This window comes from Campylobacter sp. BCW_6873 (genome assembly GCF_001762365.1).
In the GTDB taxonomy this organism is placed as follows: domain Bacteria; phylum Campylobacterota; class Campylobacteria; order Campylobacterales; family Campylobacteraceae; genus Campylobacter_D; species Campylobacter_D jejuni.
Genome location: NZ_MJWS01000050.1, coordinates 54104 through 74914 on the forward strand (window position 1 = coordinate 54104; position 20811 = coordinate 74914).

The following is a 20811-nucleotide window of genomic DNA, read 5'->3' on the forward strand; positions in this document are numbered from 1 at the left end:
ATTTTTTAAATTATTTAAATTAAATTTAAATATAAAACACAAGCGTAATGGGTTTGACAGATTGTATAGAATTTTATCCTTCAAGTTCATATATTTTTTTTCTATCTGTAGAGCTTGCTATATTAAGATGTTTGCGATATTTTGTAATAGTTCTTCGTCCGATATCGACCTTAAATTCTTCTTTGATTAATTCTAAAATTTTACTATCGCTTAAAGGTTTATTGCGATCTTCATTCTTTACTAAATTTGCCACAAATTCTTTAACACCTACATTTGAAGTCTCTCCCTCTTCATCAAGAGCAAAAGCAAAAAAATCACGCAAGGGAATAAGTCCTCTTTCACAACTTAAATATTTATTTGCCACAGCTCTTGATATAGTCGAAGCATTACGTTCTAAATCAAGTGCTAAATCCTTAAAAGTCATAGGTTTTATCTCTTTTCCCATGAAAAAATCATATTGATATTCTACTATCATAAGCCCTATTTTATAAAGAGTAGCTTTTCTCATCGCTAGAGCATCGACTAAATTTTTTGCTTCTTTGATGTAATGACTTAAAAAATCATGCTCTAAACCATCAGTTTGGATTGAAATTTCAGGATAATAATCATCATTGATTTTTACTTTAATTTCACCATTTTCTTTATAAACAAAAATATCAGGAACAATTATACGAGAATCTTCAAAATATTCCAAAAAAGGAGGAGTGCTAAAACGCTTAAGTACAGCTAATGCTTCTTTATATAAAGGCTCTTTGGTATAGTTTTGTATATTTTCAAAATCCATAATCAACATTCTACAAAATTCATCAATATCTTCATCTAATTCCATATTTTCAAGAGCAAATAAAAATGCTTCTTTATAATCTTTAGCTCCCACTCCTACAGGATCTAAAAATTTAAATCTTGTTCTTACTCGCTCAATTTCTTCTAAGGAATACTCTTTTAAAAATTCTTCATCGTATTCAAAATATCCTTCCTCATTTAAGCATTCTATAATTTTTTTTGCAAGTTCTTGAGATTTGTTTGTAGGAAACAAAGGAGGAAGAATCTGTTCTTTTAAAAGCTCATAAACACTTTTTTTGGCAAGTCCTTTACTATCCACAAAAGCCGAATTTACATTATGTTTATAAAATGAATCAAAATAATTCTTACCCTTATCATGAGTTTGTATCGAATCTTGAACATTTAAGAAAGGATTATCCTCAGCAAATTTATCTAAATTTTCTTTTAAATCCTCTATGTTTGCTTGTAAAATCGGCAACCAAGAGCGTAAAGTTTGAGAAATTTTAGTCTTGGGTGCTTGAGTGATTTTTTGCTTTAACATCAATCAAGGAGTTTAAACTCCGCTCCTAAATAATACTTTTTCACGTCTTTATTGGTTGCAATTTCATCAGCATTCCCACTAGCAAGTAAAGAACCTGATCTTATAACATAAGCTCTATCACAAATAGCCAAAGTCTCACGCACATTATGATCAGTAATTAAAACCCCAATCCCTAATCTTTTAAGCTCTTTAATTAAAGTTTGAATTTCAGCCACTGCTATAGGATCAACACCTGCAAAAGGCTCATCAAGAAGCAAAAACTTAGGTTCGCACATCAAGCTTCTAGCGATCTCGCAACGCCTTCTTTCACCTCCACTTAAACTTAAACCTTTCCTTAAACGAATAGGTTCTATACTTAAAAGTTCAAGCATTTGCTCAACTTTATCATGTAAAATTTTTTTATCTTTATAAAAAATCTGAGCCGCTAAAAGCAGGTTATCTTCTACACTTAAATCCTTAAAAATACTACTTTCTTGAGGTAGATAACCTATCCCTGATCTAGCTCTTTTGTTTAAAGGATCTTTTGTTACATCCAAACCATCTAAAAGAACTTTTCCACTACTTGGAGAAATAAGTCCACATATCATATAAAAAGTTGTTGTTTTTCCTGCGCCATTTGGCCCTAAAAGTCCTACAACTTCTCCGCTATTAACCTCTAAAGAAATTCCATGTATAATCTTAGTTTTTTTAATAATTTTTTCTAAATTTACAATTTCTAATTTACTCATAAATTTCATACTTTCTTTTATTATCTTTAATGCTAATTTTAATCTGGATAGTAGAAATTCCAAATTTCATTAAAGTTTTTTTCAAATTTTCACCGCCCCATTCAACCAAATGTAAACCTTTTTCAAAAAAATTTTCAAATAAACCATTCGCTAAAAGTCCTTCTAAACCTTCTTGATAAATATCATAATGATAAATGCAAATATCATGATTTTCATATTTTTGCATAGTGGAAAAAGTTGGAGAATCTACCCTTGCATCAAGACCAAGAAATTTAACCCAAGCTTGCACCAAGCTTGTTTTTCCGCTAGCCAAATCTCCTTGAAGCAAAACAACACCTTCTTTAGGCATTATTTGAAGCATCGTTTTGATCTCATCTTTTGCTAAAATAAATTCTTTCATAATTTTACCACATATTCATTTTGTGCATTTTTAGGAATGCTTTTCGTGCTAGGTATAGCTAGGACTTTATATTTTTGAGTGTATTCAATAAAATGTAAAGTGATAATATCACCCACCTTAATCTCTTTACTCGCTTTAACAATAACGCCATTAATCCCCACTATGCCACTTTTACACATATCTTCAGAAATAGCTCTTCTTTTCGTGATATTAACTACATTTAAAAATTTATCTACTCTCATAAAAGCAATTTTAGCAAAAAAAATCAATTTTTGGAACAAAATTTGCTTACGCCTTTGCTTTATTTTTTAAGAAAATAGCAAGTAAAAACTTTTCTTTAATGAAATTTGGATACAATTTTACAATTTTCAAATCTATTTTAGCAAAGGATATCTTATGAAAAATGAAGTAAAAAAAGTAGTTTTAGCGTATTCTGGGGGGCTTGATACGAGCATCATTTTAAAATGGCTTCAAGATGAGTATAATTGTGAAGTTGTAACTTTTACAGCAGATATTGGTCAAGGCGAAGAACTCGAACCTGCAAGAAAAAAAGCCCTTTCTTTAGGTATAAAAGAAGAAAATATTTTCATTAAAGATTTAAGAGATGAATTTGTTAAAGATTATGTATTTCCTATGTTTAGAGCCAATGCGATTTATGAAGGAGAATATCTTTTAGGAACAAGTATAGCAAGACCACTTATAGCAAAAACTCAAGCACAAATTGCCCTGCAAACAGGTGCTGATGCGGTAAGTCATGGTGCCACAGGCAAAGGAAATGATCAAGTGCGTTTTGAACTTAGTTATCTTGCTTTTAATCCCGATTTAAAAATCATCGCTCCATGGCGTGAGTGGGATTTAAACAGTCGCGAAAAACTCCTTGCTTATGCACAAAAACACGGTATTGATATTTCTAAGAAAAAAGGAAAATCTCCTTATTCTATGGACGCAAATTTACTTCATATTTCTTATGAAGGACTTGTTTTAGAAGATCCTGCACACGCACCCCAAGAAGATATGTGGAGATGGAGTAAAAGCCCAAAAGACGCTCCAAATGAAAGTGAAATTATAGAACTTGATTTCCAAAAAGGAGATTTAGTAGCGATAAATGGAGAAAAACTAAGTCCTGCAGGACTTTTAACCAAACTTAACGAACTAGGCTGCAAACATGGTATAGGACGCCTTGATATAGTAGAAAATCGCTATATAGGAATGAAAAGTCGTGGTTGTTACGAAACTCCAGGCGGTACTATACTTTTAAAAGCACACAGAGCTCTTGAAAGCATCACGCTTGATAAAGAAGCAGCACACTTAAAAGATGAACTCATGCCAAAATACGCAAGTTTAATTTATAATGGCTATTGGTTCTCGCCTGAAAGAATGATGCTTCAAGCCTTAATCGATGAGTCTCAAATTCATGCCAATGGTAGAGTAAAACTCGAGCTTTATAAAGGCAATGTGATGGTTATAGGACGCGAAAGTGCAAATGATAGCTTGTTTAACGCAGCTTATTGTACTTTTGAAGAAGATGAAGTGTATAATCAAAAAGACGCAGCAGGCTTTATTAAGCTTAATGCTTTGCGTTTTATCATTGCAGGAAAAAATGGAAGAAAATTTTAATAAAGGAATAAAATGAAAGTATTATTAATCAAAGATGTAAAAGCACTTGGAAAAGCAGGAGAAGTAAAAGAAGTAAAAGACGGCTACGGACAAAATTTCTTAATCGCTAAAGGCTTTGCTAAAGCAGCTACTAATGAAGTTTTAAGAAAATACGAAAGCGACAAGAAAAAAGAGGCTGAAAATTTACGCTTTGAAATCGCAAATTTAGAAAAACTCAAAGAAGAACTTGGCAAAATCACTCTTGAAATTTCAAAACCCGTAGGTGCAAATGGAAGTTTGTTTGGTGGCGTAACCAAAGATGAAATCGCTCACGCCCTAAAAGAACAAAGCCATATAGAAATCGATAAAAAAAGCTTAGAATGCGACACCTTAAAAAGCTTAGGAATCCACGAAGTAAGCGTAAAACTTGGACACGCAATCCATGCTAAATTTAACATAAATATAAAGGCAGAATAATGTTTCACGCAACAACGATTTTAGCTTACAAAGGTAAAAATAAATCCGTAATCGGCGGAGATGGACAAGTAAGCTTTGGAAATACGGTGCTAAAAGGCAATGCTGTAAAGATTAGAAAACTTAATAATGGAAAAGTTTTAGCAGGTTTTGCAGGATCAACAGCTGATGCTTTTAATCTTTTTGATATGTTTGAAAATCTCCTTCAAAGTTCTAAAGGCGATCTTTTAAAAGCAGCGATTGACTTTTCTAAAGAATGGAGAAAAGACAAATACCTAAGAAAACTTGAAGCCATGATGCTTGTACTTGATAGAAATCACATTTTTCTACTTTCTGGTACAGGCGATGTGGTCGAACCTGAAGATGGGCAAATCGCAGCTATAGGAAGTGGTGGAAACTATGCACTTTCAGCTGCTAGAGCCTTAGCAAAACATGCCAATTTAGATGAAGAAGAACTTGTAAAATCAAGCCTTCAAATCGCAGGTGAAATTTGCATTTATACTAATACCAATATCAAAACTTATGTAATCGAGGATGAGAAATGAATCTAACTCCAAAAGAAATTGTTAAATTTTTAGATGATTATGTTATAGGACAAAAAAAAGCTAAAAAAATCATAGCTATAGCTTTAAGAAATCGCTACCGCAGAATGCAACTTAGCCCTGAGTTGCAAGATGATATCGTGCCTAAAAATATCTTAATGATAGGTTCTACAGGTGTGGGAAAAACAGAAATCGCTAGGCGTTTAGCTAAAATGATGGGCTTTCCTTTCATCAAAATCGAAGCGAGTAAATATACTGAAGTAGGTTTTGTAGGTCGTGATGTGGAAAGCATGGTAAGAGATCTTGCCAATGCAGCTTTAAATTTGGTAAAAAATGAGCAAAGAGAAAAAAACAAAGATAAAATCGATGAATTTATAGAAAATAAAATTTTAGAAAAACTTTTACCACCTTTACCAAAGGGTATCAGCGATGAAAAACAAGAAGAATATAAAAACAGTCTTGAAAAAATGAGAACTAAACTAAGAAATGGCGATCTTGATGAAAGCACCATAGAGATAGAAATTTCACAAAATATGTTTGATACCAATCCTAACCTACCTCCTGAAATGGGTGCAATGCAAGATATAGTTAAGGTTATAGGCGTTGGCAGTAAAAAAGTCAAAAAAGAAATGAAAATCAAAGACGCTAAAAATGCTTTAAAAAACGAAGCAGGAGAAAAAATCCTAGATCAAGAAAGTATCAAAAGCGAAGCCTTAAAAAGAGCGGAAAATGAAGGTATTATTTTTATTGATGAAATCGATAAAATCGCTGTTTCAAGCGGGAATTCAAACCGCCAAGATCCAAGTAAAGAAGGGGTGCAAAGAGACTTACTTCCTATAGTCGAGGGATCAAATGTACAAACAAAAATAGGTACTTTAAAAACCGATCATATTCTTTTTATCGCTGCAGGGGCTTTTCATCTTAGCAAACCAAGTGATCTTATCCCTGAACTTCAGGGACGCTTTCCTTTAAGAGTGGAATTAGATAGTCTTGATGACAAAGCTCTTTATGAAATTTTAACACGCCCTAAAAATTCACTTTTAAAACAATACTCTCAGCTTTTAAAAACTGAAAATTTAGAACTTGAATTTGATGATGAAGCCATTAAAGAAATAGCAAAAATAGCTTCAAGAGCCAATGAAGAAATGCAAGATATAGGTGCTAGACGCTTGCATACTGTGATAGAAAAATTACTTGAAGATTTAAGCTTTGAAGCTGATGAGTATGCAGGTAAAAAATTCGTAGTGGATAAAAAAATGGTAGAAGAAAAACTCGGAGATATCATAGAAAATAAAGATCTTGCAAGGTATATTTTGTGAAAAGTGGCTTTGTTAGTATCATAGGGCGTACTAATGCAGGAAAAAGTACTTTAATCAATTCCTTATTAGAAGAAAAAATCGCCCTAGTTTCTCACAAACAAAACGCCACAAGACGTAAAATCAAAGCCATAGTGATGCATGAAAAAAATCAAATCATTTTCATCGATACCCCAGGACTTCACGAAAGCGGTGCTACGCTTAATCAACTGCTTGTCCAAAGTGCTATTAAATCTATAGGGGATTGTGATGTGATTTTATTTGTGGCGAGTGTTTTTGATAGTACAAAAGACTATGAAAATTTTCTTAGTCTAAACCCACAAGTACCACATATCATCGCTTTAAATAAAGTAGATTTAACCGACAATGCTACACTTTTAAAAAAACTTAGCGAATATGCAAAATTTAGCCAACATTTTAAAGCTATCATTCCTTATTCTTCTAAGAAAAAAAGCTATAAAAAAGGCTTGTTAGATGAGATAGTAAAATATCTTGACGAACATGAATATTTTTATGATCCTGAATTTTTAAGTGCGAGTAGCGAAAAAGAACTTTATAGAGATTTCATACTTGAAAGTATTTATAAAAATTTAAGCGATGAGCTTCCCTATAGTAGCGAAGTGCTTATCAATCGCACCAAAGACACGCCTAATCTTTTAATCCTAGAAGCCAATATCATCACAGATACAAACTCTCACAAGGGTATGCTTATAGGAAAAGAAGGGGCAACTTTAAAAAGAATAGGCAAAGATGCACGCTTTAAAATTTCAAAACTTGCACAAAAAAAAGTACTTTTAAAGCTTTTCGTAACAGTGAAAAAAAACTGGCAAAAAGATGAAGAATTTTTAAAAAAACTTTTAAATGATGAAAATTAATTCATTAAATAAAATAAATTTTATAAAATCTACAGATTTGCTTTATGCTCAAAGAACAGGAATATCCAAAGAAGATGAACTTTTTAACAATTTAACTGCAGATTTTAAGCTAAGCAAACCCTTTGACTACCAAATAGCTTTTTTTAAACATAATGAAATTTATCATTGTTTTTTAGCGCCTGTTTACAAATTGAAAAAAAGTCGTTTTTGCTTTCCTGAGCCTTTAATTTTTCAAGCTTTGTTTGATGAAAGATTTATTGAGGAAAGTGATTATTGTGTTTTAAATTTATATGATCAAACTTTATATTTATATTTTTACCAAGAGGGAAAATTTATCAATCTTAAAAAAATCGAAAATTTCAACCCAAGTAATATGGATTTATTTTTTAAACAAAATCGATTTATAGAACTTTTAAAACACTATGAAAGCAAATTGCTACTTTATCAGGATTTGGATACAATCAAACATTACTTCTCATCTCAAATAAAATGTTTAAATCTAAATGATATTCTTGATAAAAATAGTTTATTGAAATTAAGTTCATATAGTATAAAAAATCTAGATCAAAATTGTAATTTTATCAAGCATAATAAAATAAAAATATCTATTTCTTTTAAAATTATATTAATATTTATTTTTAGCTTTAGTCTTAGTATGATGATTTTATTATTTAAAGATTTTATAGAATACAAACAAAATAAGGAAATTCAAAATAAAAATTTTATCATACAAGAAGAAATTTCTAAACTAAAACAAGATAAGCAAAAATTATTAACAAACATACAAGATTTAAACTTTACTCTTTCTAATAAAATATCATCTACACAACAACAATTTCATATTTTATCCACCATAACAAAAGAAATCAATTTAGACAAAAATAAAGCAATCATTCTAAATCAAATCATATCATGGCTTAACTCCAATGAACTTAAAATCACAAATCTTGAATTTAAACAAACAAAAATCATTCTTTCTTTTATCGATGAAAACCACTTTAAAAGAGCATTAGAAAATCTAAATTCTGCTTTTAAAATTCTTGATAAAAATGAAGAAACATTGAATATCATATTAGAAGTCATACATGAATAAAATAGAAGTATTTTTGCAGAATTTAAATCCTAGGGAAAAATTTCTTTTTATTTCTTTTATCTGTCTTTGTGCTTTGTTTTTAGCTTTTAAAATTCACGATCACTTTTTGGAAGATATTTTTCAAAAAACATTAGTAGAACATAATTACCTTGCATTAAATGAAGCAAAAATAGAAAATTCACATCTTAAAGAAATAGAAACAAAGCTAACAAAACAGATAAAAACAGAGGAAGAAAAATTAAAATACTATAAAGAAAAATTGCATTTATTTTCTTATGATAAAGATTTTTTCAATAAAAAAATCAATAATTTATCCAAAAATTTAACCATTAATGAAATAAAATTTTCCCAAGAAAACAAAAATTTTATCCACTATAATTATGTTTCTCTAAGTTTAAATGGCAACTTTAAAGACTTGCTCAATTTTATACAAAATTTAGAAAATCTTCCTATAGCTTTAAAAATTGATAAAATAAAACTATACAATACACAGGGTTTAAAATTAAAGCTTGATTTAATGTTTAAATTTGTTAATTTATAATAATATTAAAATGTTATATTTTTAAATATTATTATAAAAAAAATATTTAAAAATATTGTAATTTAATTATTTTTCTATTACTATTAGTTAAAATATTTTAAGCATAAAAAAGAAAGGTATTGAGAAGTGACTAAACAAGAAATACAAAAACTCGATGCAAATTTCCTAGGTCATCCCAAGCCTTTATTCTCTCTATCAATGGTAGAACTTTGGGAAAGATTTGCTTTTTATGGCATACGATCTTTACTTGTGCTTTTCATGGCAACAACCATAAGCAAAGGTGGACTTGGAATAAGCACTGAATACGCCTCGGCAATTTATGGCATTTTTGCAGGATGCTTGTATTTAGCAGCACTTCCTGGAGGCTGGATTACTGATAATTATTTAGGGCAAAAAAAGGCTTTATTTCTAGGTTCTTTTATTATAGCTTTAGGACATATTAGCATAGCCTTATCTATTCTAAGCACACCTATATTTTTCCTAGGACTTACTTTTATCGTTATTGGTACTGGATTTTTTAAAACTAGTGCTTCTGTAACAGTTGGAATGTTATATAAACAAAATGATACAAGATGCGATACTGGCTATACGATTTTTTATATAGGAATTAACATTGGAGCATTCATTGCTCCTCTTATATGTGGTTTTGTTCAAGCAAAATAGAATTATCATTTAGGATTTGGCATAGGAGGTTTAGGTATGCTAATCTCTTTGCTTATTTTATATTTTAAAGCTATCCCTGAACTTGAAGAATTTCATAAAAATTGTACTTTAAGGCAAAACTGGGAACAACCATTTAAAAAAAGTAAAAATTTGACTCTTATACTAAGTATAAGCTTGTTAAGTATTATTGGATTTTTTCTAATTTTTATTAATCTTGCAGATATTAATCCCATAATACTATCAAAAAAACTTCTAATTGTAATTTTACTATGTTTGGTAATTTATTTCATATATCTTTTTGTTTTTAAAACCTTAAATAAAAGAGAAAAACAGCAATTAACAATTTTAATTGTTTTATTCTTTGTAGCCACTTTTTTTTGGAGCACTTTTGAACAAAAACCTACCGCTTATAATCTTTTTGCGCAAGATTTTACAAATAGAAATATTTTTGATTGGAAAATTCCAACAAACTGGTTTCAATCTTTTAATCCAATTTTTATCATCATACTTGCTCCTATAGCAAGTTATATTTGGATATTTTTAGAGAAAAAAAATATATATTTTTCTTCCATTGGAAAATTTACTTTAGGAATATTATTTGCCGGCATTGGTTTTATGATGATGACCTTTGCTTCACAAAATCTAATAAACAACAATGGTTTGCCAATATCCATGGCTTGGATTATCATAAGTATATTCTTTTTAACACTTGGGGAATTATGCGTGTCTCCTGTTGGACTCTCTATAATGGCTAAGGTTGCCCCTGATTTAATCAAAAATCAAGTCATGGGACTTTGGTTTGTAGCAAGTGCATTAGGCAATGCTTTAGCTGGATTCATAGGTGGTAAAGCAAGTGAAGAAAATATAGCTTATTTGCCAAATTTATTTTACCAATGTATGTGGATATTACTTGGTGCTGTTATAATTTTACTTATACTCAAAAAACCTATCAATAAAATACTAAAAAATTAATATTAAGGAGAAAATATGAGTATTTACAAACAAAGAGTATTAGAACTTAGAAGATTAATGAAAGAAAATAATATTGACGCCTATCTCATCTTAAGCGCGGATCCGCATTTGAGCGAATATTTACCAGAATATTACAAAAACAGAGTCTTTATCAGTGGCTTTAAGGGTTCTGTTGGAACAGTTCTTATCACACAAGAAGAGGGCTTTTTGTGGGTAGATGGAAGATATTGGCTTCAAGCACAAAAGGAATTAGAAGGTAGTGGCATACTTTTACAAAAGCAAGATGCTAAAAATACTTTTACCAAATGGTTGGAAAAAAATTTAAGCGAAGATCAAATTTTAGGCATCGATTTTGCACTTTTACCTTTATCTTTGCAAAAAGATTTAAAGATTAATTGCAAGGCAAATTTAAAACATATAGATTTGATAAGTCCACTTTGGAAAGATCGTCCCACTTTACCACAAGAAAAAATTTATGAACACGAATTAGAATACTGCTCTTACTCAAGAAAAGAAAAATTAGCATTAGTGCGTCAAAAAATGAAAAATTTAAATGCTACTTCTCATTTAATCTCCAGCCTTGATGATATAGCTTGGCTTACAAATTTAAGAGGGAATGATGTAAATTATAATCCTGTATTTTTAAGTCATTTGCTAATCTTGGAAGACAAAGCTTTGCTTTTTGTTGATCAGAAAAAAGTAAATTCAGAACTTGAAAAAAAATTAAATTTAGATGGGCTTTGGCTTAAAAATTATGATGAAATCATCATGGAGCTTGAAAAACTTGCAAATACAAATTTGCTTATTGAACCTTCAAAAATGACCGCTTTACTCATAAATTCTTTAGATAAAAGCGTAAAAATCATTCAAGAAATTAATCCAAGCACTCACTTAAAAGCAGTTAAAAATACAAAAGAAATAGCGCATATACAAGATGCTATGATAGAAGATGGAGTGGCTTTATGTAAATTTTTTGCATGGCTTGAAGAAGCGATAGAAAATAAAGAATTAATAAGCGAATTAGACATAGATGCTAAAGCAAGCGAATTTAGAGCACAAAGCAAGCACTACATAAGTGATAGTTTTGCCACTATAGCAGGCTTTAACGAAAACGCAGCATATCCACATTATAAAGCCACAAAAGAGAGTTTTGCTTATCTTAAAAAAGATGGGCTTTTACTTATTGATTCTGGTGGACAATATAAAAACGGCACAACAGATATTACACGCGTTGTACCAATAGGAAAGGCTAATGCAGAACAAATTCATGACTATACCTTGGTTTTAAAAGCACATATTGCCATTTCCAGTGCAATTTTTCCAAAAGATATAGCTATGCCCTTACTTGATGCAATTACACGCGCACCTTTATGGAAAGAACAAATTGACTATATACACGGCACAGGACATGGCGTGGGATATTTTTTAAATGTCCATGAAGGTCCACAAGTTTTATCTTATCTATCCCCTGTGCTTGAAAAAACAAAAGTCAAAGAAGGTATGCTAACCTCCATAGAGCCAGGTATTTATAAAGTAGGTAAATGGGGTATAAGACTTGAAAATTTAGTTATTCATACCAAAGTAGAAAATCCTAAAAATAAAGATTTTGGAGAGTTTTTATACTTTAAACCTGTTACTCTTTGTCCTTTTGAAATATCTTGTATTGATACAAAAATGTTAGATGAAAAAGAAAAAGAGTGGTTAAACAATTACCACAAAGAAGTATTTGAAAAACTTTCTCCTAAGCTAGGTGATTATCCAAAAGCTCTAGTTTGGCTTGAAAAAAGAACAAAAGCCATCTTTTAAGATACTTTTGTTAATATAGATAAATTTTCCTTGTATTAAACTTATAATTTATTTAATACAAGGTTTTTAAACCAATTGCTAAAAAAGTTTTTTTTGAAAAACTCAATTTACAACTAAAAATTATTTAAAATATCCAAGTTCAATCATTTTTTGATAAATTTTAGCTACAGTTGCCCCTGAAGTAATATTTCTCCCACCATGCTCCAAAAGAACGGTAACTACATATTTTGGCTTAGAATAAGGAGCATAAGAAGTAAGCCACGCATGAGATCTAGTATAATACTCAAATTGTTTTTCATCGACCCTATTTTTATCTGTTTGTGAAAATCCCACAACCTGAGCGGTTCCTGTTTTTGCTGCAACTTTCACATCAAGATTATGCAAATAACGATAAGAGGTTCCTCCTTGCTCATTGGCAACGGCATACATTGCATCTCTTATATAAGGCAATTGACTCTTTTCAAATAAAGTAAAAATTTCTTTTTTATTTTCATCCATTTGATTTTCTATAGTTGTATTATTATTTTCTATGCTTTTTAAAAAATGAGGTATAACCTCTCCACCTTTTGCGATTTGAGCCGTATATCTAGCAATTTGCATAGGTGTTGCAAGAAAATTACCTTGACCTATGGCTGTATTTAAAGTATCACCTTGAAACCAAGATTGTCTATATCTTTGCATCTTCCATTCTTTGCTTGGTAAAGTTCCTACAAATTCACTAGGTAAATCTACCCCTGTTTTCGCTCCAAAGCCAATGCGAGATAAAGTTTCACTTATTTGATCGATTCCAACTTGCAAACTGCCATTATAAAAATAAACATCACAACTATATTTTATCGCATGTTTTAAATCCACAGGTCCATGGCCCGATCGATTCCAACATCTAAAAAACCTGCCTCCAAGCTCAATGCTTCCATTGCAAACATATTGAGTCGACGGGCTAATATTTTTAGAATTTAAAAAAGAAAGCCCTACTCCCATTTTTACAACAGAACCTGGAGGATAATATCCATTTATAAGTTTATTTGTAAAAGGATGATCAAGACTATTTGAAAGCTCATCCCAATCCTTAAAAGAAATCCCTGTTACAAAAGGATTAAGATCATATTCAGGGAAACTCCCTGCAGCTAAAATAGATCCATCATTTACATTCATAATTATAGCAGCTCCAGCATTCCCTTCAAACAATGAAGTTAAATAAGACTGAAGCTCTATATCTATCGTAAGTTCTATATCATTAGACATAGCAGGAGTGTAAGAAAGCTGTTCTACTTCTTGATTTAAGGCATTAACCTTATAAACCCTAGTTCCTTTTTCTCCTTGTAAAATATCATTATAATAGCGTTCTATACCGCTTTTTCCCGTATAGTTAGAAAGTTTTGCTATTTCATTTTCTTGAACATCTTGCAAATTTGCCTTACCTACATACCCAATAATATGCGAAGCCAATTTTCCAAAAGGATATTTTCTTTTTACAACAGGATCTATTTTTATTGTTTTATTAAGATTTAACTCTGAATAATGCGGAATAATCTCATCGTAGGGTATAAAATCTACAACTTTAATAAAATCTTGATTATAGTAAGAATCATTTCTCTTATAAATTTCTGCTAATTTACTAGCATTTAAATCGGGAAATAAATTTGTAAGTTCAGATAATTCTTTATCTAAAATTCCTTTATTTGACTTTTTAATACTTAAATAAGGTTTAATAGAAATACTAAAACCCAAATCATTAATAGCCAATAAAGTTCCATTTCTATCTGTAATTTGACCCCTAACAGGTGGTAAAAATTCAGTTTTTATGGCATTTTGTTTGGCAAGTTCTTCATAATATACATTTGATTTTATACTCAAATAATACACACGACTTAATAAAAATATAAAAAACAATAGTATAAATCCAACAACTAAACGCATTCTCATTTAAATTTTACCTTTAAAAAACACATAAGCTAAACAACATTCTATAAAAACTGAAACAATATACGCCCATCCTAAAATTTTAATTTTTTCATCTCCAATATAAGACAATATCATATCCAAAAACAAAATAATGCCGTAAGCACAAAGCACAAAAACAACAGGGATAAATTTACCAATTTTTAAATTTGTCTTAATCCAATCTGCACAAAGATAATAAAAAATAAAAAATGCCAACCAAGATGAAAAAATAAAAAAATTATAAGTTATATCAGTAAAAAATAAAAAAAATAAAGAAAAATACCATCTAAAATCAAGCTTTGAAAAAGTTCTTTCTCTCTCTTCTAGTAAGCAAAACATATAACAGAAAAAAATCCCATAAAGTAACGGAGCATATATAAAAGTCGAACCAAGAATCTGATAGATTAGAAAAAAAAATCCTAAAAAGACATAAGCTCCATTAAATTTTGCTTTATAAGCACTTAAATTTCTTCTCATTTATCAAGACCTAAAGTTTGATTGATAATAATATCTTCTAAAGAATCAAGGCCAAATTTATTCAAATTTGAAACTAAAATAGAGTCATTAAATTCATTTTTTAACTTAGCTTTTTCACTTTGATTTAATTTATCGCATTTGGTAAAAACTTTTAAAATTTTTTGATCAGGTCGTAAAAATCTTTTCAAATAGTCATTTAAATTTACATCGATCTCTAAATGAGTATGTCTTGAATCGATTAAATGTATAAATAACTTTATCGAGGTTCTTAATTTTAAAAATTCATCTAAGTTTTGATTCCATATTTCTTTTAAATTTTTAGAAACCTTTGCATAACCAAACCCTGGCAAATCGATAAAATTGATATTAAATTTTTCTTCATTTCTTTTGCAAGTTACTTCGAAAAAATTTATAAGCTGAGTTTTTCCAGGAGTTGCCGAACTTTTGGCTAAATTTTTTTGTTTACACAAAGAATTGATTAAAGAACTTTTTCCGACATTAGAACGCCCCAAAAATGCTACTTCGCTAAAATTTGAGCTCAAATTCTCATCAAATTTCACTAAAGAAGTGATAAATTTAGCACCAATTATCATTTGTCTTTAAGATCAAATACAAAACGAGCAGGTTTTTGATCCTTGCTCTCTACTCGATAAATATTAGCTTTTCTATCGACTATTATTTTATCACCAAAAAGTTTTTGATTGCTTCCAAGCTCATTTATATAAGCATGACCATTAATCTCGTAAGTATCTTTAATAACATTATAAATAAATTTATCTCCACTACCTTTATAAGTTTTACCTTTTAAAACAATCTTAAACCTAGCGTTTTGCATTGCTTCATAACGAATAGGTTTGCGATTTTTATCCGTATAAATAATCAATTTTTCAGAATTTAAAATATCATCACCCCTAATTACTTCTACATTTCCACTAAGAATACTTTCACCCTTATTTTCATCTGAGTAAAAATTTAAAGCTTTTACTTCAATTTGAGTTGCCCAAGTTACACTTACACAAACTAACAATAAAATTATTTGTCTTGCAACCACGCGTTTACTCCTTGGATATTTAAAATTTTGTTTTTTGTATCATAGTTTAAAGTATTTCCATTAATAATACTTCCATTAATTAGAGCTTTAAAATTAGTATTTGTGTGTAAAATTTTATCCTTAGGTTGGTATTCTACCTCTTGAGAAATAATTTTGACATTATTAGAACCTATATAAGTAACATTTCCTTTAAACAAAACCTTGCCCATATCTTTATTGAAAAACTCTAAACGATTCGCACTAAGATTAAAATCTAAATTTAAAGTAATAAAATCATTAAATTCATCTCTATCTGCATATCTCACCCAAGAATTTGCCTTATAATATGCCTTAATTGTACTAGCATTACTCTCATAAGCTTTCAAATTTTTAGCCTCAATATTTTTAAAATTTAAAGCATTAGTTTGCAAATTCAAAGAATACGGATCTTGCAAACTTAAAATCGTAAAAGTAATTGTAAAAAGAGCAATTAAAATTCCAAAAATTTTTATAGCCAAAGCTTATTCCATTCTTCTTCTAGATGATTTTTTTCTACTAAAATTTCTATCATCTGTGCTACAGCAGCCTTACCACCTTTTTTGCTAAGCACTATGTCTACATTTAAATCTTTATGACCATCTTTTGGCTTAAAACTAAGTCCTACACTTTCAAGCAAAGCCTTATCGTTAAAATAATCCCCAATAGCCGCACACTGAGAAAAATCTAAATTAAGTTTTTGTAAAATTTCTTTTGCACAAGCTAACTTATCCTTGATGCCTTGATATAAAATTTCTATTTTTAAATCTTTAACTCTTTTTTCAACACAAGGACAATTTCTACCTGTAATAATAGCAATTTTTTTACCAAGCTTTAGCCAAGCCTCGATAGCCGCTCCATCTTTTACATCAAATTCTTTAATAAATTCTCCATTAGAAGTATAAATAATCTTCCCATCAGTTAAACAGCCATCTACATCCAAAAAAATCAATTCTGTCATAATTTCTACTCTCTTACAACAAATGCACCTGCAAATGCACCACTTGCAGCAAAATCCCTTGCTTCATCTTCACTTCTAAAGCCTGTTAAGAAAACGCGATTTAACCCATCCACTGAGCTTGTGCGTATAGTAGAGCTATAAGTTCTATAAGTTTTATATCTTGCTGCTATCGTTTGTGCTCCAGCTGGGTTTTTAAAGGCTCCAATTTGAACCATGAAATTTCCACCTTCATAAATTTGTCCATTATTTGCAATCTCTCCACTATTTCCATAGTTTACATTAGAATGTACAATATTATTACCCGAATTACTTGATCCAAACCCTATAACCTCAAGCCTTACTGGAGCTGTTCCTGAAGCAATCATATCAATTTGACTAGCAGCTCCTTTTGATAAATCTATAATACGATTATTCACAAAAGGACCTCTATCATTTACACGAACGGTAACTTGACGATTGTTATTTAGATTAGTTACTTTTAAGATAGTATTCATAGGTAAAGTTTTATGAGCCGCGGTTAAAGCATTTTGATTATAGGTTTCACCATTAGAGGTTTTCTTGCCGTGAAAGCCTGGCCCATACCAACTCGCAATACCATCAGCAGTTTCACCTACTGCTACAACAGTGGGATAATAAGTTTTACCATTGATAGTATAAGGCTTCATCGTTCCTTTAGTCCCTGAAGAACTAGGACTGCTTTTAAAATCATTTGAAGGATAATACACTTGAGCATTATCCAAGCTAGAAAAAAAACTAGTGCCTAAACAACCACTAAAAAATAAAGCCCCTAGACTAACGGCTGACAACTTTAGTGTAATTGTTTTTATTTGCATTTTTATTCTCCTTGATTGGTATAATTAATTTTTGATTAATGCTAAGATGATTTTTTGCTATTTTATTGAATTCTCGAATTTCATCAACACTTATATTATAATTTTTTGCTATTTTATATAAAGAGTCACCAGACTTAACGGTATAAGTTCTTGTCATAGGTATAGTTGTATCAACCTTCGCAAGTTTTTCTGCTTTAAAATTTTTATCAAAAAATGCTACTTTATTAAGTGGTATATACATATAATACCCTTTACCAGGAGGCGTAAAATTATGTTTAAATTGTGGATTATATTTCTTAAAAGTTGCAAGATCCATATTTAAATTTTTAGCTATTTCTTTTAAAGATGCAGAAGAAGGCACATCAACTTTTGCAAATTCATTGCTTAAAGCATAATTCATTAAAGACGCATCTTTATCTAGTAAAAAATCCCTATCATTAGCTAAAAAAGCAAGCGTTAAAATCTTTCTTATAAAATTTCTAGTTTCTAAAGAAAGATATTTCTTATCAGGGTTCAATAAAACACTTAAATCATCACTTCCTGCTTGCTTGATAGCTTGTCTTAGCTTGCCATTTCCGCAATTATAAGCTAAAAGTGCTAAATACCATTTGCCAAATTCTTCTTTTAACTCTTTTAAATAATTTGTAGCGGCATAAGTTGACTTGACCGGATCACGCCTTTCATCAACATAAGCATCGATTCTTAAACCCAAATTTCTAGCTGTTGGTTGCATAAATTGCCAAACCCCTACAGCCTTGGCATTAGAAACACTATGAGTTTTCAAGCCTGATTCAACCATAGCTAGATACAAAATCTCATCAGGAACTTCCTGCTGGGCTAAAATTTTTCTTATCATAGGAGTAACTTTTGAAAAATTTTGCATACTATCTATTAAAGTTTGAGCATGTTTTGATTTTATATCTTGTTGAGTTTGCACAAAAATCAAATCACTAATAAAACTTGGATTAATATCTAAATTTCTTAAAACATTCATTTGTCTTTCATAAAATTCAGGAGTATTAATTTGTGCAAAAAGAAAATTAAAACATATTAAAAAACACAATAAATTTTTTTTCATTAATAACCTTTAAAAAATAATTTTTCAGAATTGTTAAAACAAATTTCTAGAAGCTCTTTTCTTGATAAATTCAATACTTCACACATTTTGTTTGCTACAAATTGAGTTAACAAAGGTTCATTTCTTTTACCGCGATAAGGCTCTGGAGTAAGATATGGAGCATCAGTTTCAAGTAGTAGTCTATCTTTTGGAATTTTAGGCAAAATCTCAACTAATTTCTTAGCATTTTTAAAAGTTAAAACTCCCCCAATACCAAAATAAAATCCATCTTCAAAAAGAGTTAGCAAATGTTCGCTTGCATTAAAGCAGTGTAAAACTCCTCCTACAAGATCCTTAGAATACCCATGTAAAATCTCATAGGTATCATGATTTGCTTCTCTTGAGTGGATGATAACAGGTTTTTTAAATTCAATAGCAAGTTCAAGCTGTGCGATAAAAATCTTTTTTTGATTTTCTTTTTCTTTTTGAATTTCTTCAGCAAGATCACTTTTAAAACGGAAATAATCAAGCCCACATTCACCTACAGCTACACATTTTTCATCGCATAAATACTGCCTTAAAATTTTCTCATCATAATTATCAATTTCATAAGGATGCACTCCTACTGCAAAAAAAATATTTTTATATTTATGAGCAATTGTAGCTGCATAGGGCAAATCTTTTATATCAGCACCAGGTATGATGATTTTCTCTATACCATTTTTAAAAGCACGATTTAAAGTTTCATCTAAATCATCTTTAAATGCTTCACTGTCTAGATGGCAATGCGTATCAACAATCCTTAAACCATCTTGAAAATCAAGATTTAAGAACATACTTCAACTCTATCCTTGCCATTATCTTTTGCTTGAGACAATATTTTACTTGCTTTATCAACCAAAGAATCAATCTTATCTCCACTTTTTCCAAAAACCACGCCTATAGAAGCTGTAAAAAAGACTTCATCTAAATTAACTAAAACACCAGCTTTTTTTATATTTACTCGTATACGAGAAAAGATTTTAATCGCTCTTTCTTGGGATATATTTTTAAGTAAAATACAAATTTTTTCTGCACTATATCTACCTACAAGATCTCTTCCTTTAGTTTCATTAACTATTTCATTGGCGCAGGTTTTAATTACTTCATCACCAACTTCACGGCCGTATTCATCGTTAATCATTTGAAGATTATCTATATCTAAGAAAGCAAAAGCAAATTCCTCGTCTTTTGTTGCTATTTCGTTAAAATAATCATCTATTCCATCGATTAAAGCATTATAATTTTTAACCCTAGATACAGGATCTAAAACATTATAAGTGCTTAAAAATTTTTTATCATCCATGTAAGATAAACAACGATCTAAGCGACAATTAAAACTTTCTTTGCTTAAAGGCTTAAACAAATACTCATTAACTCCATTTTTAAAAGAATTCGCTTCAAATGAATCATTATGATCCCCCAAAAGAATCACACCTAATTCATCATCACTAAAACGTTCTCTTACTTGAGTCAAAAGCTCAAAACCGCTAATTACTGGCATATTGACATCTGCTATAATAAGCTTAACATCATTATTATCATTTAAATAACTCATTGCTTCTTCACCATGAGCTGCAGCTAAAACATTAAATTGTCTTTGAGTAAGTATTTTTTTAATTTCATTACGTTCAGGTAGCTTGCTCATAGCTAAAATCACTTTAGTTTTTGCATATTGATTAAGTTTTACAATAGAACTAATAATCTCATCAATGCAAGTTTCACTTTCTTTAAAAATATAATCTAATATATCTTTATCCATAAATTTTTCTTTAGTAGCCTTATCACCACTAGCCGTAAGAACAATAGCAGGAATTTTCTTTTCTATAACATAATCCACAACTTCACCATTTGGGGCATCTGGCAAACATAAATCCACAAAAGCTAAAAAATAATCATTATTCATTAATTCCTTAGCTTCGGCAAAACCAAAAGCAATATCTACCTCATAATCTAAAGTCATTTGAATTTTTTTAGCTAAAAGTTTGCCGAGCATTTTATTGTCATCAATAATTAAAATTTTCTTATTCATAGTGTGTAAAATACCTTTATATCTAAAATTTTTAATATATTTGTTTCAAAGAAAGGAAATTTTATAGTTATA

General features: G+C 29.9%; 22 protein-coding genes and 1 pseudogene. 9 read left to right on the forward strand and 14 right to left on the reverse strand.

What is annotated here, in order from left to right; genetic code table 11:
* Window positions 1–73: 73 nt before the first annotated feature.
* From AJ932_RS03090 to AJ932_RS03105, 4 genes are read right to left on the reverse strand one after another with little or no spacing between them, the layout of a single operon-like run.
* On the reverse strand, window positions 74–1324 hold the full coding sequence (locus tag AJ932_RS03090; protein WP_044778953.1) for an RNA polymerase factor sigma-54: 1251 nt from the start codon (window positions 1322–1324) through the stop codon (window positions 74–76).
* Window positions 1324–2052: an LPS export ABC transporter ATP-binding protein gene (gene lptB, locus AJ932_RS03095; protein WP_002855252.1), complete on the reverse strand. Its 729-nt coding sequence runs from the start codon at window positions 2050–2052 to the stop codon at window positions 1324–1326. Before lptB ends, AJ932_RS03090 begins: the two co-directional genes overlap by 1 nt.
* A complete protein-coding gene (gene tsaE / locus AJ932_RS03100) occupies window positions 2045–2452 on the reverse strand; it encodes a tRNA (adenosine(37)-N6)-threonylcarbamoyltransferase complex ATPase subunit type 1 TsaE (protein WP_044778954.1) in 408 nt (135 codons plus the stop codon). Before tsaE ends, lptB begins: the two co-directional genes overlap by 8 nt.
* Window positions 2449–2694 carry an RNA-binding S4 domain-containing protein gene (locus AJ932_RS03105; protein ID WP_070210754.1) on the reverse strand — a complete coding sequence of 82 codons (246 nt, stop codon included), beginning with the start codon at window positions 2692–2694 and terminating at the stop codon, window positions 2449–2451. Before AJ932_RS03105 ends, tsaE begins: the two co-directional genes overlap by 4 nt.
* Before the next feature lie 154 nt (window positions 2695–2848).
* On the opposite strand from AJ932_RS03105, the gene AJ932_RS03110 reads away from it, so the two are divergent.
* The 9 genes and pseudogenes from AJ932_RS03110 to AJ932_RS03150 all read left to right on the forward strand — a co-directional run bounded on the left by AJ932_RS03110 (window position 2849) and on the right by AJ932_RS03150 (window position 12330).
* The gene (locus AJ932_RS03110) at window positions 2849–4069 is read left to right on the forward strand and encodes an argininosuccinate synthase (RefSeq protein WP_070278452.1); all 1221 of its coding nucleotides are present in this window, start codon (window positions 2849–2851) and stop codon (window positions 4067–4069) included.
* Between the two features lie 12 nt (window positions 4070–4081).
* Window positions 4082–4525 (forward strand): 50S ribosomal protein L9, encoded by a 444-nt coding sequence (gene rplI, locus AJ932_RS03115; protein WP_070210743.1) that lies wholly within the window; start codon window positions 4082–4084, stop codon window positions 4523–4525.
* The gene (gene hslV / locus AJ932_RS03120) at window positions 4525–5067 is read left to right on the forward strand and encodes an ATP-dependent protease subunit HslV (RefSeq protein ID WP_002776411.1); all 543 of its coding nucleotides are present in this window, start codon (window positions 4525–4527) and stop codon (window positions 5065–5067) included. The genes rplI and hslV overlap by 1 nt, the downstream gene beginning before the upstream one ends.
* Window positions 5064–6383 carry an ATP-dependent protease ATPase subunit HslU gene (gene hslU / locus AJ932_RS03125; protein ID WP_002852226.1) on the forward strand — a complete coding sequence of 440 codons (1320 nt, stop codon included), beginning with the start codon at window positions 5064–5066 and terminating at the stop codon, window positions 6381–6383. Before hslV ends, hslU begins: the two co-directional genes overlap by 4 nt.
* Window positions 6380–7255, forward strand: coding sequence for a GTPase Era (gene era / locus AJ932_RS03130; protein ID WP_070278454.1), 876 nt, complete (start codon window positions 6380–6382; stop codon window positions 7253–7255). The genes hslU and era overlap by 4 nt, the downstream gene beginning before the upstream one ends.
* The gene (locus AJ932_RS03135) at window positions 7242–8348 is read left to right on the forward strand and encodes a hypothetical protein (protein WP_074468912.1); all 1107 of its coding nucleotides are present in this window, start codon (window positions 7242–7244) and stop codon (window positions 8346–8348) included. The genes era and AJ932_RS03135 overlap by 14 nt, the downstream gene beginning before the upstream one ends.
* Window positions 8341–8889, forward strand: coding sequence for a hypothetical protein (locus AJ932_RS03140; protein ID WP_002855032.1), 549 nt, complete (start codon window positions 8341–8343; stop codon window positions 8887–8889). The genes AJ932_RS03135 and AJ932_RS03140 overlap by 8 nt, the downstream gene beginning before the upstream one ends.
* A 126-nt stretch (window positions 8890–9015) precedes the next feature.
* Window positions 9016–10524 (forward strand): annotated as a pseudogene (locus AJ932_RS03145) (peptide MFS transporter).
* Between the two features lie 15 nt (window positions 10525–10539).
* On the forward strand, window positions 10540–12330 hold the full coding sequence (locus AJ932_RS03150) for an aminopeptidase P family protein (RefSeq protein ID WP_032589467.1): 1791 nt from the start codon (window positions 10540–10542) through the stop codon (window positions 12328–12330).
* 120 nt (window positions 12331–12450) lie between these two features.
* On the opposite strand, the gene mrdA is transcribed toward AJ932_RS03150, so the two are convergent.
* From mrdA to cbrR, 10 genes are read right to left on the reverse strand one after another with little or no spacing between them, the layout of a single operon-like run.
* Window positions 12451–14256, reverse strand: a complete 1806-nt coding sequence (mrdA, locus tag AJ932_RS03155) for a penicillin-binding protein 2 (protein WP_002859991.1) — start codon at window positions 14254–14256, stop codon at window positions 12451–12453.
* The gene (locus AJ932_RS03160) at window positions 14257–14751 is read right to left on the reverse strand and encodes a membrane protein (protein WP_002855248.1); all 495 of its coding nucleotides are present in this window, start codon (window positions 14749–14751) and stop codon (window positions 14257–14259) included.
* Window positions 14748–15344 (reverse strand): ribosome biogenesis GTP-binding protein YihA/YsxC, encoded by a 597-nt coding sequence (gene yihA, locus AJ932_RS03165; protein WP_070278456.1) that lies wholly within the window; start codon window positions 15342–15344, stop codon window positions 14748–14750. Before yihA ends, AJ932_RS03160 begins: the two co-directional genes overlap by 4 nt.
* Window positions 15341–15802 carry an LptA/OstA family protein gene (locus AJ932_RS03170; protein WP_002852252.1) on the reverse strand — a complete coding sequence of 154 codons (462 nt, stop codon included), beginning with the start codon at window positions 15800–15802 and terminating at the stop codon, window positions 15341–15343. Before AJ932_RS03170 ends, yihA begins: the two co-directional genes overlap by 4 nt.
* Window positions 15784–16299, reverse strand: a complete 516-nt coding sequence (locus tag AJ932_RS03175) for a hypothetical protein (RefSeq protein ID WP_070274942.1) — start codon at window positions 16297–16299, stop codon at window positions 15784–15786. Before AJ932_RS03175 ends, AJ932_RS03170 begins: the two co-directional genes overlap by 19 nt.
* Window positions 16290–16778, reverse strand: a complete 489-nt coding sequence (locus tag AJ932_RS03180; protein WP_070278458.1) for an HAD-IIIA family hydrolase — start codon at window positions 16776–16778, stop codon at window positions 16290–16292. The genes AJ932_RS03175 and AJ932_RS03180 overlap by 10 nt, the downstream gene beginning before the upstream one ends.
* 5 nt (window positions 16779–16783) lie before the next feature.
* Window positions 16784–17611 carry a septal ring lytic transglycosylase RlpA family protein gene (locus AJ932_RS03185; protein WP_002852227.1) on the reverse strand — a complete coding sequence of 276 codons (828 nt, stop codon included), beginning with the start codon at window positions 17609–17611 and terminating at the stop codon, window positions 16784–16786.
* On the reverse strand, window positions 17571–18689 hold the full coding sequence (locus AJ932_RS03190) for a lytic transglycosylase domain-containing protein (protein ID WP_002855040.1): 1119 nt from the start codon (window positions 18687–18689) through the stop codon (window positions 17571–17573). Before AJ932_RS03190 ends, AJ932_RS03185 begins: the two co-directional genes overlap by 41 nt.
* A complete protein-coding gene (locus tag AJ932_RS03195; protein WP_052801328.1) occupies window positions 18689–19504 on the reverse strand; it encodes a TatD family hydrolase in 816 nt (271 codons plus the stop codon). Before AJ932_RS03195 ends, AJ932_RS03190 begins: the two co-directional genes overlap by 1 nt.
* Window positions 19495–20739, reverse strand: a complete 1245-nt coding sequence (gene cbrR, locus AJ932_RS03200) for a bile resistance response regulator CbrR (protein WP_070278460.1) — start codon at window positions 20737–20739, stop codon at window positions 19495–19497. Before cbrR ends, AJ932_RS03195 begins: the two co-directional genes overlap by 10 nt.
* Window positions 20740–20811: the final 72 nt, after the last annotated feature.